The organism is Pseudoalteromonas sp. Isolate6 (assembly GCF_022398435.1).
Classification (GTDB): Bacteria; Pseudomonadota; Gammaproteobacteria; order Enterobacterales; family Alteromonadaceae; genus Pseudoalteromonas; species Pseudoalteromonas galatheae.
In genome coordinates, this window is sequence record NZ_JAKEVK010000028.1 from 1 (window position 1) to 16,898 (window position 16,898).

The following is a 16,898-nucleotide window of genomic DNA, read 5'->3' on the forward strand; positions in this document are numbered from 1 at the left end:
TAATCCCACTTGGGCCAATCTAAAGGCGAGAGCCGAAGCCCCCTTTGGTCCGTAGACATTATGCGGTATTAGCCATCGTTTCCAATGGTTGTCCCCCACCTCAAGGCATGTTCCCAAGCATTACTCACCCGTCCGCCGCTCGTCATCTTCTAGCAAGCTAGAAATGTTACCGCTCGACTTGCATGTGTTAGGCCTGCCGCCAGCGTTCAATCTGAGCCATGATCAAACTCTTCAATTAAAAGTTTTTTGTTTGAAGTAAACTTCAAACTTGCTCAATGAATTCTGTATAAATTGACTATATAGTCACTCATAAGAAATTGAGACTCTAAATTTGTTTGCGTCATCTAGCGAACTAGAATCTGCTGTTAGAACTCAACCTGTACGAGTGCCCACACAGATGATTGCTTCATATTTTTAAAGAACATTTCGAAACACTTCGTTGTTTCGAGGGGTGTGCATTCTAAGCATTCCCAATTTTTTGTCAACACTTAATTTTTAATTTCTTTAGCAGAAGTTTCGAACTTAAGTTTTACTTGACGCTAACTCGCTGCTGCTTTGCTTTTCAGCGTAGCGCCCCGTGTCAGTGAGGTCGCATTATAGGGCGATCCGATTTTAGTGCAACCCTTTTTTTAAAGAAAGTTGCGAAAAAACGTTTGTTCGAGCAAAAATAGAGCGAAACGCTTATTTTTGACACTTTCACTTATCTATTTGCAGTTTTTTCGTACTAGAGTTTTACAATTCAACACTCTACACTAGTGACACAAGACACGAGAGATGAGTAATCTAGACATGCTTAGAAGTTATAAAGGTAAATTCCCGCGCTTGGCACAAGGCGTTTATATTGATGAATCATCCGTTTTGGTCGGTGATATAGAAGTTGGCGAAGACAGCAGTGTTTGGCCATTGGTTGCAGCCAGAGGCGATGTGAACTACATCAAGATAGGTAAACGAACTAATGTTCAAGACGGCAGCGTACTGCATTTAACAAGAAAGAGCGCTTCAGTACCTGACGGTTACCCGCTTATTATTGGTGATGATGTAACTGTTGGTCATAAAGTCATGTTGCATGGTTGCAAACTTGGTAATCGTATTCTTGTGGGTATGGGTGCAATTATTATGGATAACGTCACCGTAGGAGATGACGTTATCATTGGAGGTGGTGCACTTGTCCCGCCTAATAAAAATCTTGAGTCCGGTTTTTTATATGTCGGTAGTCCGGTAAAACAAGCCAGACCCCTCACCGAACAAGAACTACAATTTTTAAAAGTATCTGCTCAAAATTACGTGGAACTCAAAGATGAATATTTAGAGGAAAGCTAAGCTTATCTCTCCCGCCTCATTAAACGCTTCATCCTCTATTAATTGCTCAGCCTGCATTTCATAATCGAATTGGTGCTGAGCAAAGTGTGCTATTGCAGCTTCCTGCTCAAGCTTAGTTGCAATTTTACAGCGGATCAGCTGACCACTGGCCATCGCCGTAAACGTTAATTCTCCCTGCTGATAACTGATGTCATCATTAAACAGTATTGCTTGGTTCATATTTCCCCTCTAATAAGCCTAAATGTTTCGGACGTATCAGGCCTCATCCCTCGCCATTGGTAAAACGCTTCTGCGGCCTGCTCAACTAACATACCTATGCCATCTATCAATTGCGTTTGTTGATTGTGTTGCGCCACCCAGTCTAAGAAACTTGTTTGCTGGTCGCTGTAGAACATATCGTAGGCAACTAAGCAGGATGTAATAACAGTAGGGCTAACGTCTGGTACTTGCCCTGTGATGCTCGATGAGGTGGAGTTAATCACAATATCGAAACCGATGTCGGGGGTATTGTTTAAGCCACACCCTGTAACCTCTCCATACGAGGCAAATTGCTTTGCTAGTTGCAATGCCTTTGACTCAGTACGGTTGGTCACGACGATCCGTTTTGCTCCGGCCTGAAGGAGCGGATAGATACAGCCTTTGGCTGCACCACCGGCACCAATCAATAGTACGGTAGCCCCCTCAAGTTTAGTTTGGTGTTTCACGAGATCTCGTACAAGACCTGCACCATCAGTATTGTCGCCTGTAATACTGCCATCTTGCTGTTTGATTAGGGTATTGACGGCACCAGCGAGCCTAGCTCGTTCGGTGAGGGTATCTGCAAAGGCAAATGCCTGCTCTTTAAAAGGTAAAGTCACATTCGCACCACAACCACCTTGGGCAAAAAATGTCGATGCAGTTTGAATAAAGGCATCTTCTGGTGCCAAAATAGCCTCGTATTCTAATTGCTGCTGGCATTGCTGTGCGAATTGCGCATGGATTGCTGGCGATTTAGAATGTTTTATCGGATTACCGAATACCGCGTATTTGTCCATCGTTATAAGAGCGCCTTGAAAGAGTCATTATGAAGCAGTTAATTAAACGTATCTTTAATAAAGATGCAACCGTAGAACAAACAAATAGTGCCCCCACTCCAGAAAAAACACCTTATGAAATCATTGGTGGAGAACAAGGCGCCCGCGATCTTGCCAACCGCTTTTACGATATTATGGCAACTGATCCCTATGCAAAGCCGCTTTACGATATGCATCCACAACCATTAGACAGGATCAGACAGGTATTTTTTGAATTTCTTTCTGGTTGGTTAGGTGGCCCAGATCTTTTTGCAGAGAAATATGGCCACCCACGTTTAAGAATGCGCCATATGCCCTTTCCTATCGACCAAGATTTACGGGATCAATGGATGCACTGTATGAATAAAGCATTAGACTTAGAGGTAGGAAATCCATTATTAAGAGAAGGATTAAGGCAGTCCCTCGCTCAACTTGCGACACATATGATTAATCAAGAATAAAACTAAAGTATTAGTTGATTAAAATTACACGGCTATTTTGCGCTAGGTCAAACCCCGTTCTTGAGTAGAGATGCATAATTACTGTTCTAATTATGAACAGGTGCGATGCGTGTGAAATCTATTCAACATAAAATTTATGCGTTACTGGCAGTGACGGGTGTCCTCGTTTTGATTGCCAGTATCCTCAGTAGTAGCAGTCAACAAAAGACTCTTGCTGAAGAAACAGTTGAAAGTAACATTAGGTTACTAGCAGATAATTACTTTGACTCTATCAATACTATGATGCTGACAGGCACCATGGCAAACCGTGAAATTTTGAGTGACAAAATTCGTAATCACCCTAATATCGAAGATGCTCACATTATCCGCTCCGAGCAAGTTAATAAGCTTTACGGTCCTGGTAATGCAAATCAAGCACCTAACTCTGAAGCTGAGTTTGATGCATTGAATGGGAAAGAAACCTTAGTTATAGAACAGCGCGATGGTAGTCGTATCATGACTTACTTAAAGCCAATGATAGCCAAGGAGGACTATAAAGGAACCAACTGCTTGGGTTGTCATCAGGCACAGGAAGGAGATGTGCTCGGTGTTGTGCGGATCAGCTACTCTCTTGCTGGCATTGATAATACTGTACACAACAATACTTGGTTTAGTACAGCACTCCTCTCCGCCATTTTTATAACCACATTTGTGATTTTAGGCGTACTTTTTAGGAAACTATTTATTGTACGACTAAAAACACTAGGCCGAACCATGCGTCTCGCAACGACGAATAAGGACCTATCATTACGAATAGACGACCAAGTCGATGACGAGCTTGGACGCTTGGCGATTAACTTCAATAAAATGATGGATAGCTTTAAAGACAATATTGCGCAGTTATCCAACTCTTCGAAAATACTTATTCACTCAGCAGAATCTATATATGCTTCAGCGGAAACTACCGAGCTGGCCATTCAAGAGCAAAAACAAGGGACGGACTCTGTTGCAGCCGCAATTAATGAGCTTGAAAGCTCTTCAAGTGAAGTAAAAAATACCACCCACTTTGCATCAGAAAAGTCGGACAGCAGCAATCACCTCGCAGAGGAAAGCATGGCTGTTGCTAATCATACTGAGCAAAGTATCAACCAATTAGCACAAGATGTAAGGCAGGCTGCAGAACAAGTTTCTCAGCTTCAAGCACAAACTCTTGAAGTAGGTAAAGTACTCGAAGTGATCAGTAGTATCGCGGAGCAAACCAATCTCTTAGCGCTTAATGCAGCAATAGAAGCCGCACGCGCAGGGGAAGCAGGTAGAGGGTTTGCAGTTGTTGCCGACGAAGTCAGAACACTTGCTACACGTACCCACGACTCAACCGATGAAATCAAACGTACTATCGATAAGCTACAGTCCGAGGCACAGCAAACCGTGGCAGCAATGAGTGCTTCTTGCGAAGAAGCAGATGATCGTGCACAGCAGGTCAAGAAAGTAGCCCAAGCGCTTAAAGACATCTCGACGCAGATGCACGAAATTAATGCTTTAAACCTGCAAATTGCCGATGCCACTGAGCAACAAAACTTGGCCGCTGAAGAAATCAATCGTAGCGTAGTGGCGATTAGCGATAATGCTGAGCGCTCGTTAGTTGATGCCCATGGCTCTAAACAGATCAGTGAAGAGTTGCTCACCCTTGCACGCGATTTAGATGAGCAAGTACGCGGATTTAAATTAAACTAAGTGAACCGCTAAAAGCAAAAAAGGAGCCGAGGCTCCTTTTTAACTCTATTACATCGCCAGCCAATTCTTTGGGGTAAGATAATTATACAGCTCAGCTTCTTTCGACCCCGGTTCGGGCTGGAAGTCATACTCCCAGCGTGCCAATGGTGGCATCGACATTAAAATAGACTCGGTACGTCCACCCGTTTGTAGACCAAACAACGTACCTCTATCCCAGACCAGATTAAATTCAACGTAACGGCCTCGGCGATATAGCTGGAATTGACGCTCCTGTTCGCTATACGGCGTATCTTTGCGTTTTTCAATAATAGGCAGATAAGCATCAAGGAAGCCATTGCCTACAGCTTGCATAAACGCAAAGCTCTTCTCAAAGCCCCATTGGTTTAAGTCATCAAAGAATAACCCACCCACACCCCGAGTCTCATCTCGGTGCTTTAAATAGAAATATTCATCACACCACTTTTTGTAGTCACCGTATACTGCGTCACCAAATGGTGCGCACAAATCCTTTGCAACTTGGTGCCAGTGCTTCACATCCTCAAGAACTGGATAAAATGGGGTTAAATCAAAACCACCACCAAACCACCAAATCGGCTCTTCACCTTCTTTCTCAGCGATGAAAAAACGCACATTGGCGTGGCTAGTTGGAATATTGGGATTCTTCGGGTGGATCACTAAAGACACGCCACAGGCATGGAAACTTCTTCCTGCTAACTCTGGACGGTGCGCCGTCGCTGAGGCTGGCATAGAAGCGCCAAAAACATGTGAATAGTTTACCCCGCCTTGCTCAATAACATCGCCATTACGGATCACGCGAGTGCGACCGCCGCCACCTTCAGCACGTTCCCAAGCATCCTCAACAAACTGAGCGTTACCATCGGCAGCCTCTAAGCCTTGGCAGATATTATCTTGTAGTTGTAATAAAAAAGCTTTTACGGTATCTAGGTTTATTTTACTCATGGTACTTTTTATCCTCGGATCACTTGGCCAGTCATTGCATTTTTAATGACGCTTGGGGTCGTATTACCGCCTAACTCACCTTCAACATAATAGCCGACTTGTGAGCCGAACTGGCGACGCGCTTCCAACAACGAAACAACCGGAGTTTGACCTGTTACATTGGCACTGGTAGATACAATCGGCTTACCAAAGCGTTGACACAACTGCTTTACAATTGGGTGGCTAGTAACACGAATAGCGATAGTGTCGTGCCCCCCTGTTAACCAATGCGGCGTACTGGCTTTCGCCGGCAATAACCAAGTAATGGCTCCTGGCCATGACGAAAAAATATCAGCGCGCTTATCCATCGGGATTATATTGTCATCCACGTAGGGTAAACATTGACCATAATTGTCGGCGATTAAGATTAACCCTTTTTCTATGGGTCGAGATTTGATTGTTAGTAACTTAGTGACCGCATCTTGGTTATCAGGATCACAACCTAAACCATAAATGGCTTCCGTCGGATAACAGATCACTTCGCCGGCTTGAAGTGCTGACTCGGGCGTTTCTATTGCCACGGCATCCGCTTTATTGTCATTACTCACGGTATTTCCACTATCTTTTGACATGATTTCTGCGGGCATTGTAGCACAGCTTTACCCGCTCGGGTTTTCTCCACTAGCACGGGCCAATGACACTCAGGGCAAGCCTGCTCTACAGGCGTGGCGTTCAAGGTATACTTACAACTTGGATACGTGTCACAACTATAAAAGTGTTTACCATACTTATTTTTACGCTGAATTAGATTACCTTTTTGACATTTTGGACACGCGGGTAAGGCCACCGAGGGTGGTGCATCTTCATGACCAATATAGTGGCAATCAGGATACCCAGTACAGCCAATAAACATGCCATAGCGGCCATTTTTTATCACTAGATCTTTGCCACATTCAGGACAAGCCACATCTTCTAGTACTTTAATTACATGACTATCATGATGTGCGAGTGGGCGAATATAAGCACAAGTAGGGTAGCTAGCGCAGCCAATAAATGGACCATTTTTACTGTTTTTGATTACCAGCTCAGAGCCGCATTCTGGGCATACTTCATACTCTTTTTCTAATGCATGTTTGTCTGCATTAAATAATGCATGGTCTATTTTACTCATCGCTTTACCACCGCCCCCTTGTGCAAGTATGCGCCTAATATAATAGCCTCGTTTTTAGGGTCAAGGAAATGATGGAAATTCCCCCTTGCAAGTATTTGATATCAGTGTTTTCAACTAAGCAGGAACATTATTTGAAAGGCGGTAAGCTGAGGTCAGAACCTCAACTTACCGAAGGAAACTTGTCATGCTAGAGCAGAGCTAATGAACTACAGATGCAGGCTCGGTAAAAATCAGATCTTCCATCTGCGCATAAGCATGCTCTTTACCCGGTACATTAAATAGCACCATTAGTATCACCCACTTTAAATCATCTAGGCTAATATAGGTTTTATCCAAGGCGAATAAGCGATCCATCACCATTTCTCTGGTGGTACTGTCAATCACTCCGACTTGTTCCACAAACATTAAAAAACCACGGCTCTCAACATCTAGCATATTGCATTCGCTATCGGTGTAAATCCGCGTTGCATGGTCCGGTTTAGCATTTAAATAGGGGTTTTCGTCACTGTGTTGTAAATCTGCAAGTTGCTCAAGCCAATCAAGCGCTTTGTATATTTCGCCTTGATTAAAGCCGGCGCGAAGGAGTTCATCGGTGAGTTCGTTTTGTTCGACAAAGATTTCTGCCTCACTGTGAATATAGTTCTCAAATAAATACATTAGAATATCAAACATCTTCTTAACCCCTCGCGAGTTTTATGTAGCCGTCGAGTACACGCTCTACTTTATCTTCGAGTTCTAGGTCCAATAGTCTGGCAATCACCTGCTCTACTGGCCACTGGGTCCTTTGCGTTAAAGTGTCTACAGTCGTCACCTCAAAGCCAAGGTTTTCTAATACAGGACATTGCTCCTCTTTTTGCTCCCCTATTTCTATACTATATAGACTGTTTTCACAAAAAAAGCTCACTTCTTCCAAAATATCCTCAATATTTTCGGTGAGTTTTGCCCCTTGCTTAATCAGGTAATGACAACCGCTACTTAATCGATTTTTAATTGAGCCTGGGATCGCAAACACTTCTTTGTTTTGCTCCAGTGCATAGCGTGCGGTGATCAGCGAGCCACTTTTTATTTCGGCTTCAACCAACAAAACACCCAAAGATAAACCCGAGATTATGCGATTACGCCGTGGAAAGTGATTACTATTTGCTTGAGTGTTTGGTAAGAACTCACTGACTACCAAGCCATGCTGTACGATGTCTTCATAAAGTCGTTGATGGCGTTTGGGGTAAACAACATCAACACCAGTCCCTAGCACAGCAATAGTTGCTCCTTGGTTATCAAGTGCACCTTGGTGCGCTGCACCATCAACTCCTCTTGCCATACCCGACGTCACTACCAGTCCCGAGCGACTTAGGCCCTGTGCAAATTCATGTGCAAGCCCAAGGCCGGTTCTCGTTGAACTACGACTACCGACAACTGCAATTTGTGGTTGCTTTAATAACGCAATATTCCCTCTGCAAAATAGCACTAATGGAGGGTTACAGATCTCTTTTAATTGCTCAGGGTATTCGGGAGAAAACAAAGATACAACATGAATTTGCTGACGTTGACAGTAAGTCAATATGTGCTCGATACGAGACCAATCTGTACACGCTAAGTTGGCTGCAACATTTTCTTGTAACCCAAGCTTACAAAGCTCAACCTGACTTAATGCGAATAATTGCGCAAGGGGGACTTGATTAAGTAATGCGGTGATAGTGTTGATACCCAGCCCCTGGCATAGGGTTAATGCAAGAGCTTGAGCTTGTTCAGTTTGTTTCATACTCTCTCCTTGAGTTCACTGACTCACTCAAGGAGATATACTACCACCTAGTTACTGGCGGTTTCCTTGAATGCTTGTACATAATCACCAACGCGGATCGGCTCTGAAGTTTCGACAACCATTGCATAGCTCAAGTCTCCGTATACTTTAAAGACCATTACTTCACCGACTTTTTCCTTTGGCATATGCCATACCACACTATCGTCGTCGTTTTCCTCACCAAACCAAGACCCCATTTCGGTGATCATCTTGTCGAGTCGAGATGCATCTTCAATATAGCGCGGACCGTGTTGGCTTTCTATAACTGTAGGCGACTGCCTTATAATATCAAGGACATGCCCCTCTTTTAACTGAGCTTTACTGCCTACATCAAGCACTACAACACTCATGGTACTAAACTCTCTGAGTTTATTATCGCTAGCAATAATACGTCCCGAAGTTTGCTGCTTTGGCCGTGTTATTGAAAACTGTGCTGGATAGCTTTGTCCCGTGGAGATGGGAAGGACAATATCACCAGCTCTAACTTCTTGTTTGGCAACTTCTAACTGTAGCTTTGCCGGACGTCCTGCTGCTAGATCACCTTGCTCGACCACATGGCCTGATCCAACTAACACGGCTTCCAAGCCAAGCTGTTGTTGACTGTCTAAGGTACGATAGGTTTCACCACGACGATAAATAGCATAGTGCCCGCCTTTAACTAAATCACCTTTGATATAAAGAAGGTGACCTGGAGTCGCATTTTTAATATTACGATTAGCCCCCAGCACAATTGGGCTCTCAGAAAACTTAGATTCAGAAAGTGCTTGCTCGAACCGCAAAAAAGGTTCCATGATGGGTAGCGGCAAGGTCGGAATGGCAGCCGCTTTTTGGTTAACAATACGTGTATGTGGTGAAAGCTTCTTCACCCCTTTATCCAGCACCAATATTGGATTACCATTTTCATCGTAAAGTAACTTAAGACTGTCCCCAGGATAAATCAGATCTGGGTTTTGTATGTTCGGATTCCACTGCCACAACTGCTTCCACTTCCATGGAGAACGTAAGTACATTTTTGAAATATCCCACAAGGTATCGCCTTTTTTCACCACATAGCGCTGGGGTGCATCTGCTTTTACAGCCAAAGTGTCCGCTTTCACAGAGAAAACAGAGCAGCTAGCGAGTATTAATGCAGCAATCGAATATTTCATGATGGCTTCCTTGTGGTTATTTTTGGTTATTATCCACCAAAACCTGTTAAAGGGGAACTTGAATGGCTAAAATAAGACCATACACTAGCTTACAACAGCTTACACGATAAATTGATTTAGGGTAATCATGGCCATATTAGAAGTTTTAAAGTTTCCAGATGAGCGTTTACGCACTGTTGCACAGCCTGTAGCAGAGATTAATGACGAAGTACGTCAAATAGTTAAGGACATGCTGGAAACTATGTATGATGAAAATGGTATCGGTCTTGCGGCTACGCAAGTTGATATTCATCAGCGCATTGTTGTTATTGACGTTTCTGAAGAGCGCAACGAACCGCGCGTCTTAATCAACCCAGAAATAACTAAGCGTGATGGTTCTACGGTGAGCGAAGAGGGCTGCTTATCTGTACCATATTCATATGCAAAAGTTGATCGCGCTGAAACAGTCACAGTGAAGGCAACAAACGAACATGGTGAAACATATGAGTTAGATGCTGATGGTCTACTTGCCGTTTGTATTCAACACGAACTAGACCACTTAGTTGGCAAGCTATTTATCGATTATCTATCGCCACTAAAGCGTAATCGTATTCGTAAGAAGCTTGAAAAAGAAGCTAAGCTCGCTGCAAAGCAAGCTTAACCAATGTCTAACTAACCGACTTTAGGATATTTCGTGAGTAATCCTTTGCGTATCGTTTTCGCAGGCACGCCTGATTTTGCAGCGCGCCACCTTGACGCTCTTATACAATCACAACATGACGTCGTGGCAGTATACTGCCCGCCAGACCGCCCTGCAGGACGCGGGAAAAAACTTAAAGCATGTGAAGTAAAAGTACTAGCACAAGAGCATGATCTTCCTGTATTGCAGCCACAATCTCTCAAAACACCAGAAGCACAAGCAGAGCTTGCAGCGCTTGAAGCCGATGTCATGATTGTTGTTGCTTATGGTGTACTTCTTCCGAAAGCCATTTTAGATACGCCTCGGCTAGGTTGTCTAAATGTACATGGTTCGATCTTACCAAGATGGCGAGGAGCCGCTCCAATCCAACGCGCCGTTTGGGCTGGAGACAGTGAAACCGGTGTGACGATAATGCAAATGGACGAAGGTCTAGATACTGGCGATATGTTACATATTGCTCGCTGCCCTATAACCGCAACAGATACGAGTGCGGATTTATACAACAAACTTGCGCTGCTCGGCCCCGATGCGCTTATCGAGACACTAGCACGCTTGTCTGCTGGTGAGATCACACCAGAAAAGCAAGACGATACGCTAGCGAATTATGCTAAGAAGTTGAGCAAAGAAGAAGCCAATATTGACTGGCAAATGGAGGCTGCGCAAATTGAACGTAACATCCGTGCATTTAATTCATGGCCGGTTTGCTTTACCAATATGGCGGGTAACAGCGTCAAGATTTGGCAAGCCAAGGTAGTGGACGAACAAGGTGATGCAGGACACGTACTTCGCGCAGATAAGCACGGTATCGTTATTGCCTGTGGCACACAGGCATTAGAGATCCACACTCTGCAGCCTCAAGGGAAAAAGCCGATGTCTGCACAAGACTTTTTAAATGGTCGAGCCGACTGGGTAGCAATTGGCGCTAAGGTTGGTGAAGCGTGAGTAATGTTCGCGCACTCGCTGCCCAAACCCTATTTCAAGTCGTCGATAAAGGCGCGTCGTTAAGTGCTCAATTACCACTTGCCACCAGCCAGTTAGACGGTAAAGACAGAGCTTTGCTACAGCAGATTTGCTATGGCGTATTGAGATATTTACCGTCTTTAGAGCATTACTGCCAACAACTGCTAGATCAGCCCTTAAAAGGTAAGCGACGTGTTTTCCAGTTTTTGTTGTATGTGGGTATTTACCAACTTCAGCATATGCGTGTCCCTGCTCACGCCGCGGTTGCCGAGACCGTAAACGCATTGACGCCTCTTAGAGCGCCCGGCATGAAAGGCTTGGTTAATGCGATTTTACGTAACTTCCAGCGCCATCAAGTCGAGCTAGAAACCAGTGCTACCGAGATCCCAGCTTGCTTATACAACCACCCTGGCTGGTTTATTAATCAACTAAAAGCAGCTTACCCAACGCAGTGGCAAGCTATTTTAGAAGCGAATCAACAGCAGGCACCAATGTGGCTACGTGTAAACCAATCGCAATTCTCTACTGTCGATTATGCAGCAATGTTAGATCAAGAAGGGATAGCCTATCAGCTTCATAATGAGTATCCAGACGGGATCTTGCTTGATAGCCCAATTGACGTTTATGCGCTTCCACAATTTGCCGCAGGTGCTTGCTCAGTGCAAGATGCAGCCGCCCAAAAAGCCGCAAGATTATTAGCACCACAATCAAGTGAAAATATTCTTGATGCTTGTGCCGCTCCTGGTGGTAAGACTTGCCATATTTTGGAGTTAGCAGACGCTAAAGTGACTGCAGTAGATGCTGATGGGGCGCGCTTACAGCGTGTGGAGCAAAACCTTGAACGGATCGGATTGTCGGCCAAATGTCTCGAGGGCGATGCAAGTGACCCCGAAGCATGGTGGGATGGCGAGCTATATGATCGTATCTTGTTGGATGTTCCTTGCTCTGCAACAGGTGTTATTAGACGACACCCTGATATCAAGTGGCTGAGACGAGCTTCAGATATTGATAACTTGGTGACGTTACAGGCACAAATTATTGATAAAATCTGGCCATTACTCAAGCCCGGTGGCACACTAGTTTATGCTACCTGTTCAGTACTGCCACAAGAGAACCAGCAACAGATCAGACGTTTTCTTTCAGTGACTCCTGATGCGGCCCTTGTTCCTTTACATGATGCAGACACACAAACACAACCAGGCTTGCAGCTATTACCCGGATTAAGTGATGGGTTTTACTACGCAAAGTTGACAAAACAATAATAGAAAATCGACCGTAACCAATATGAAAATCATCATCTTAGGCGCCGGCCAAGTCGGCGGGACACTAGCAGAAAATCTCGTCGGTGAAGAAAATGAAATTACCGTTGTCGACATCGATGGCGAGCGCTTAAGAGAGCTGCAAGACAAATACGATCTACAGGGAGTCACTGGTCACAGTGCTCACCCTGAGATCTTGCGTCAAGCTGGTGCCGAAGATGCCGACATGATAATCGCCGTAACCAGCTCAGATGAAGTGAATATGGTTGCGTGTCAGGTCGCCTATAGTATTTTCAATACGCCGACCAAAATTGCGCGGATCCGCTCTGAGCAATACTTAAAGTACAAAGAAAAGCTGTTTCACAATGACGACCTACCTGTCGACCATTACATCGCACCGGAGCAGCTAGTAACGCAATATATTCGCAGGCTAATAGATTACCCAGGCGCTTTGCAGGTGCTGCAATTTGCCGAGGGCATGTTGTCACTCGTGGCGGTTAAAGCTTATTACGGCGGTTTACTCGTTGGCTATGCACTTTCTGCATTAAAAGAGCATATTCCAAACGTCGATACCCGCGTTGCCGCTATTTATCGTCAGGGCAAAGCCATCAAGCCACTCGGCACCACCGTAATTGAAGCTGACGATGAAGTTTTCTTTATCGCTGCGACTAAGCATATTCGAGCGGTCATGAACGAGCTACAAAAGCTTGAACGCTCTTACAAGAAAATTATGATTGCCGGTGGCGGTAACATAGGTGCGGGACTCGCCAGTTCATTAGACAAGAACCATAGCGTTAAGCTTATTGAACGCAATCAAGCTCGTGCCACGCAGTTGTCTGAAACGCTCGATAATACGGTGGTTTTTTGTGGCGATGCCTCAGACCAAGAGCTGTTATCAGAAGAACATATAGAGCAAGTAGACGTGTTCATCGCAGTGACGAACGACGACGAAGCCAACATTATGGCTGCGATGCTTGCAAAGCGCATGGGTGTACAAAAGACCATGGCGCTTATTCAACGTGGTGCCTATGTTGACCTTGTGCAAGGTGGCGACATTGATATTGCTATCTCACCACAACAAGCGACTATCTCAGCACTACTCACCCACGTTCGCCGTGGTGATATCGTTAACGTATATTCATTGCGTAAAGGGGCAGCAGAAGCCATTGAAGCTGTCGCACATGGTGATGAGAACACCTCTAAGGTTGTCGGCCGTGCAATTCGAGATATTAAATTACCACCAGGCGCGACCATTGGTGCCATTGTCCGTGATGAAGATGTACTGATCGCACATGACGATACCATTATTCTCTCAGGCGACCATGTGATTATGTTCCTGATCGATAAAAAGCAAATCGGTGTTGTGGAAAAACTCTTCCAAGTAAGCGCTTTATTTGTTTAAAGCGCCATATTCGCTAAGTCTCTTGTTGATCTTGAAAAATAGACAAATCGATTAGGTAATCTTTTAATACACCACGGATTATGTCTGGAGCTGAAGTTAAGTGAATACCTAAAGAGACGATTTGATCATGACTTTTTATGCGTCGAATATCCCCTTCAAGCGCGATCTGATTCCCTTCTTTGCCTTCAATGAAAACCTCACATTTCAGCCCCTCTTCCATATACTCAGCATCAATAGACGTTAAATCTAACTGTAACCCAGCAAGTGAAATGTCTTTTATCACACCAACATCTTTGCTGCCGTGGCAGTGAAACTTTGCGGGGATTAAGGTTGGTATCCTATTTTGCGAACGGAGTTTATAGGTTTGTACTTTTTCGGGTAGATAAAGAAAAATAAGCCGCGCGGGATGGACTGAAACCGCTTTGATTTGCGATTTGAATGCAATGACTTGGCCATCACTATTTTCGAGCAAAGCTCGAACAATAACCGACGTCCCTTCCATCACATAGTCCAGCGCCGCGCCTAATCGCTTAGGGTTGGGATGGTTAAGAATTAAAAACGCCCCTTGGAGCATACCGACATATTCTGTTTTTATTCTTTTGCTATTTGCCGGTAAGCAAATTTCCAAATCAACAATACTTCCTGCGCTGATTGCGGTGAGCAAAGCTTCTTGCCCAACCTCCTGAGTTTTTAACATGGCTCCAACCCTTCCTGAGTGCACTCTACTACTTTTTTATTGTAGCAGTTTTGGTGGAAGGCCATTTAAAACTGAATTAAGGTTAATTACAACTCTGCGCCTCTCAGTAATGCTAAAAAGTGATCATCATTTTATTAAAAAATGACTTCTTAGCATTATTGCACCGTCTCTTAACGTCATCATTCTACTCTGTATTTCAAGTGAGCTCTGCGCCATGGCAAGCTCTTCACCCTCAATAAACAACATCATAGGTTCGCTGTTTCGCTTAGCAACAAACAATATACCCGAGACATCATGTTTAAATAAGCAACCAGCACCTTCAGCTTCTAGGCAATCAACAATTGCCGGTATTTGGCGCTTTTGCCATAGCTCATTTTCTGAGATCACCTTCACAATAAATCGCGCACCGCTTTCACAGCCAATGTGATGAAACAAGTCATAGGATTGTGCACCACTATCTATGGTTGGTTGATTGACTCGCAAATACCCAACTTCTTCGATCAAGCTGTTCAGCTGCATTACGCTTTGCTCTATAAGCTGCGCGCCAAAGCCCAGCTCATGGCTAGCAGCAAATCCTTTAATCACTTTAAACCCTTTATCTGAAAAGCGTGTGGCAAGCAAGGTAGTCACCTCCAAGTTAAATCGTTGTAAAAATACTGACACTTGAAAACCCCGAAAATCCGAGTTTTTGAAATTTTTATTAACTTTTTCTTTGCGAAGTTCAAAAATAAGATGACAATTCGTCACACTCAGAGAAGAGGGCTTTGCGCGTGGGCTTTCAGCAACGTAAGCCCACTCGATTTGGCGTGGTTAACCACGCCAGAAGGTAGGAGTAAATAGCACTAACAATGTGAAGATTTCTAAACGACCAAAGACCATAGCCAAAGTAAGGATCCACTTTGCAGCATCGCTAATATCGCCATAGTGCGCCGCAACATCTCCTAATCCGGGACCTAAGTTATTTAGGCAAGCCGCAGTTGCTGAAAATGCAGTAATGTTATCAAGTCCAGTCCCCAGTAATGCAATCATAATAATCACAAATACTAGTGCATAGGCTGAGAAAAACCCCCATACCGCTTCGACTACTTTGTCTGGTAGTGCCTTCCGACCCAGCTTTATCGAGTAAATAGCACGCGGGTGCACTAAACGATTCAGCTCACGGATCCCCTGTAAATAGAGCAAAAATACGCGTACAACCTTCATCCCCCCACCTGTAGAGCCAGCACAGCCACCAATGAAACTTGAGAAAATCAAGAGAATAGGTAAAAACAATGGCCACGTTGAGAAGCTATCGGTGGCAAAACCTGCTGTAGTGCTAATTGAAACAGCCTGAAACATCGCTTGATCTAAGGTCTCATCACCCGTTTCATAGACATTGTTTGAAGACAGTACCGCAAAACAAATTACCACCAACGCTAGTTGGATAAACAGAAAGACTTTAAACTCAGGATCTCGCAAATAAGCTTTAATATTACGGCTCGATACCGCAGCATAATGTAGCGAAAAGTTAATGGCAGCAATCAATAAAAAGACGACACAAATAACATTGATAAGTGGATTATCAAAGTAGCCCATAGAAGCATCATAAGTCGAGAAGCCACCGATGGCTATCGTGGCAAACGCATGGCAAATAGCATCAAACCAATTCATTCCCGCTATCCAGTAAGCCACTGTACAAGCCGCCGTTAGCGACACATAGATATACCAAAGGTGCTTGGCGGTATCAGCAATGCGCGGTGTCATCTTCGAATCTTTAACGGGACCTGGTGTCTCAGCACGATATAACTGCATACCACCAACCCCAAGCATTGGGAGAACGGCTACAGCCAAGACGATGATCCCCATACCACCGAGCCACTGCAACTGTTGGCGATAGAACAATACCGCTTTGGGTAAGTGTTCTATACCCGTCAATACCGTAGCCCCTGTCGTTGTCAGCCCAGAAAAAGCTTCAAAAACGGCATCTGCGAGGGATAGATTCGGCTTATCTAGGAAAATGAGCGGCAATGATGCAAACGACCCCAGTACCAGCCAGAATAAGACAACGATTAAGAACCCCTCTCTGGCTTTAAGATCACCGTTTTCCTTGCGGTTTGGGTAGTACGCAAACAGACCCATTAGCACACTAAAGATGAAAGCTAAAACAAAAGGTACACCACCACCATCTTTGTATATCAAAGATACAATGGCTGGTGGCACCATAGTGATACTAAATAGAGCGACTAACTGCCCGAGTATTTTTATTATGGTACGAAATTGCATTTTGTACGCTGCGCTTTTTGTTATTTAACCAGAGGTT

18 protein-coding genes and 1 rRNA gene are annotated in these 16,898 nt (G+C 44.4%); 7 read left to right on the top strand and 12 right to left on the bottom strand.

Annotated features, from left to right (window positions below; translation table 11 throughout):
- A 16S ribosomal RNA gene (locus L1D50_RS06270) occupies positions 1 to 238 on the bottom strand; the annotation flags it as partial.
- Positions 239 to 789: 551 nt separating this feature from the next.
- Between L1D50_RS06270 and L1D50_RS06275 the strand changes: the two genes are divergently transcribed.
- Complete coding sequence (locus L1D50_RS06275; protein WP_239965717.1) at positions 790 to 1,320, top strand: gamma carbonic anhydrase family protein; 531 nt, start codon at positions 790 to 792, stop codon at positions 1,318 to 1,320.
- Here L1D50_RS06275 and L1D50_RS06280 read toward each other — a convergent pair.
- Both L1D50_RS06280 and aroE read right to left on the bottom strand, forming a co-directional pair.
- A complete protein-coding gene (locus tag L1D50_RS06280) occupies positions 1,306 to 1,539 on the bottom strand; it encodes a DUF1488 family protein (RefSeq protein WP_010604187.1) in 234 nt (77 codons plus the stop codon). The two genes, L1D50_RS06275 and L1D50_RS06280, sit on opposite strands and share 15 nt — an antisense overlap.
- On the bottom strand, positions 1,536 to 2,354 hold the full coding sequence (gene aroE, locus L1D50_RS06285) for a shikimate dehydrogenase (protein WP_239965709.1): 819 nt from the start codon (positions 2,352 to 2,354) through the stop codon (positions 1,536 to 1,538). Before aroE ends, L1D50_RS06280 begins: the two co-directional genes overlap by 4 nt.
- Before the next feature lie 29 nt (positions 2,355 to 2,383).
- On the opposite strand from aroE, the gene L1D50_RS06290 reads away from it, so the two are divergent.
- Positions 2,384 to 2,833 (top strand): group II truncated hemoglobin, encoded by a 450-nt coding sequence (locus L1D50_RS06290; protein WP_010379482.1) that lies wholly within the window; start codon positions 2,384 to 2,386, stop codon positions 2,831 to 2,833.
- A gap of 105 nt (positions 2,834 to 2,938) precedes the next feature.
- Positions 2,939 to 4,546, top strand: coding sequence for a HAMP domain-containing methyl-accepting chemotaxis protein (locus L1D50_RS06295; protein WP_128727144.1), 1,608 nt, complete (start codon positions 2,939 to 2,941; stop codon positions 4,544 to 4,546).
- 48 nt (positions 4,547 to 4,594) lie between these two features.
- Here L1D50_RS06295 and hemF read toward each other — a convergent pair whose 3' ends face one another.
- From hemF to L1D50_RS06325, 6 genes are all read right to left on the bottom strand, one after another.
- Positions 4,595 to 5,506: an oxygen-dependent coproporphyrinogen oxidase gene (gene hemF, locus L1D50_RS06300; RefSeq protein WP_128727145.1), complete on the bottom strand. Its 912-nt coding sequence runs from the start codon at positions 5,504 to 5,506 to the stop codon at positions 4,595 to 4,597.
- A gap of 8 nt (positions 5,507 to 5,514) precedes the next feature.
- Positions 5,515 to 6,093 carry an L-threonylcarbamoyladenylate synthase gene (locus L1D50_RS06305; protein ID WP_128727323.1) on the bottom strand — a complete coding sequence of 193 codons (579 nt, stop codon included), beginning with the start codon at positions 6,091 to 6,093 and terminating at the stop codon, positions 5,515 to 5,517.
- The gene (locus tag L1D50_RS06310; RefSeq protein ID WP_239965710.1) at positions 6,090 to 6,656 is read right to left on the bottom strand and encodes a type I DNA topoisomerase; all 567 of its coding nucleotides are present in this window, start codon (positions 6,654 to 6,656) and stop codon (positions 6,090 to 6,092) included. The genes L1D50_RS06305 and L1D50_RS06310 overlap by 4 nt, the downstream gene beginning before the upstream one ends.
- 198 nt (positions 6,657 to 6,854) lie before the next feature.
- Complete coding sequence (locus L1D50_RS06315) at positions 6,855 to 7,328, bottom strand: DUF494 family protein (RefSeq protein WP_010376797.1); 474 nt, start codon at positions 7,326 to 7,328, stop codon at positions 6,855 to 6,857.
- 4 nt (positions 7,329 to 7,332) lie between these two features.
- On the bottom strand, positions 7,333 to 8,415 hold the full coding sequence (gene dprA / locus L1D50_RS06320; RefSeq protein WP_239965711.1) for a DNA-processing protein DprA: 1,083 nt from the start codon (positions 8,413 to 8,415) through the stop codon (positions 7,333 to 7,335).
- A gap of 47 nt (positions 8,416 to 8,462) precedes the next feature.
- Positions 8,463 to 9,602, bottom strand: a complete 1,140-nt coding sequence (locus L1D50_RS06325; RefSeq protein ID WP_128727148.1) for a LysM domain-containing protein — start codon at positions 9,600 to 9,602, stop codon at positions 8,463 to 8,465.
- Between the two features lie 127 nt (positions 9,603 to 9,729).
- Between L1D50_RS06325 and def the strand changes: the two genes are divergently transcribed.
- From def to trkA, 4 genes are read left to right on the top strand one after another with little or no spacing between them, the layout of a single operon-like run.
- A complete protein-coding gene (def, locus tag L1D50_RS06330) occupies positions 9,730 to 10,242 on the top strand; it encodes a peptide deformylase (RefSeq protein WP_128727149.1) in 513 nt (170 codons plus the stop codon).
- Positions 10,243 to 10,275: 33 nt separating this feature from the next.
- Positions 10,276 to 11,223 carry a methionyl-tRNA formyltransferase gene (fmt, locus tag L1D50_RS06335; RefSeq protein ID WP_239965712.1) on the top strand — a complete coding sequence of 316 codons (948 nt, stop codon included), beginning with the start codon at positions 10,276 to 10,278 and terminating at the stop codon, positions 11,221 to 11,223.
- Positions 11,220 to 12,503 (top strand): 16S rRNA (cytosine(967)-C(5))-methyltransferase RsmB, encoded by a 1,284-nt coding sequence (gene rsmB, locus L1D50_RS06340; RefSeq protein WP_138522637.1) that lies wholly within the window; start codon positions 11,220 to 11,222, stop codon positions 12,501 to 12,503. Before fmt ends, rsmB begins: the two co-directional genes overlap by 4 nt.
- 22 nt (positions 12,504 to 12,525) lie before the next feature.
- Positions 12,526 to 13,902, top strand: coding sequence for a Trk system potassium transporter TrkA (gene trkA / locus L1D50_RS06345; RefSeq protein WP_010604175.1), 1,377 nt, complete (start codon positions 12,526 to 12,528; stop codon positions 13,900 to 13,902).
- A gap of 13 nt (positions 13,903 to 13,915) precedes the next feature.
- On the opposite strand, the gene L1D50_RS06350 is transcribed toward trkA, so the two are convergent.
- The 3 genes from L1D50_RS06350 to L1D50_RS06360 all read right to left on the bottom strand — a co-directional run bounded on the left by L1D50_RS06350 (position 13,916) and on the right by L1D50_RS06360 (position 16,861).
- On the bottom strand, positions 13,916 to 14,599 hold the full coding sequence (locus tag L1D50_RS06350; protein ID WP_128727152.1) for a flagellar brake protein: 684 nt from the start codon (positions 14,597 to 14,599) through the stop codon (positions 13,916 to 13,918).
- A 126-nt stretch (positions 14,600 to 14,725) separates the two neighbouring features.
- Positions 14,726 to 15,262 (bottom strand): hypothetical protein, encoded by a 537-nt coding sequence (locus tag L1D50_RS06355; RefSeq protein WP_239965713.1) that lies wholly within the window; start codon positions 15,260 to 15,262, stop codon positions 14,726 to 14,728.
- A 147-nt stretch (positions 15,263 to 15,409) separates the two neighbouring features.
- Positions 15,410 to 16,861, bottom strand: a complete 1,452-nt coding sequence (locus tag L1D50_RS06360; protein ID WP_128727153.1) for a TrkH family potassium uptake protein — start codon at positions 16,859 to 16,861, stop codon at positions 15,410 to 15,412.
- Positions 16,862 to 16,898: the final 37 nt, after the last annotated feature.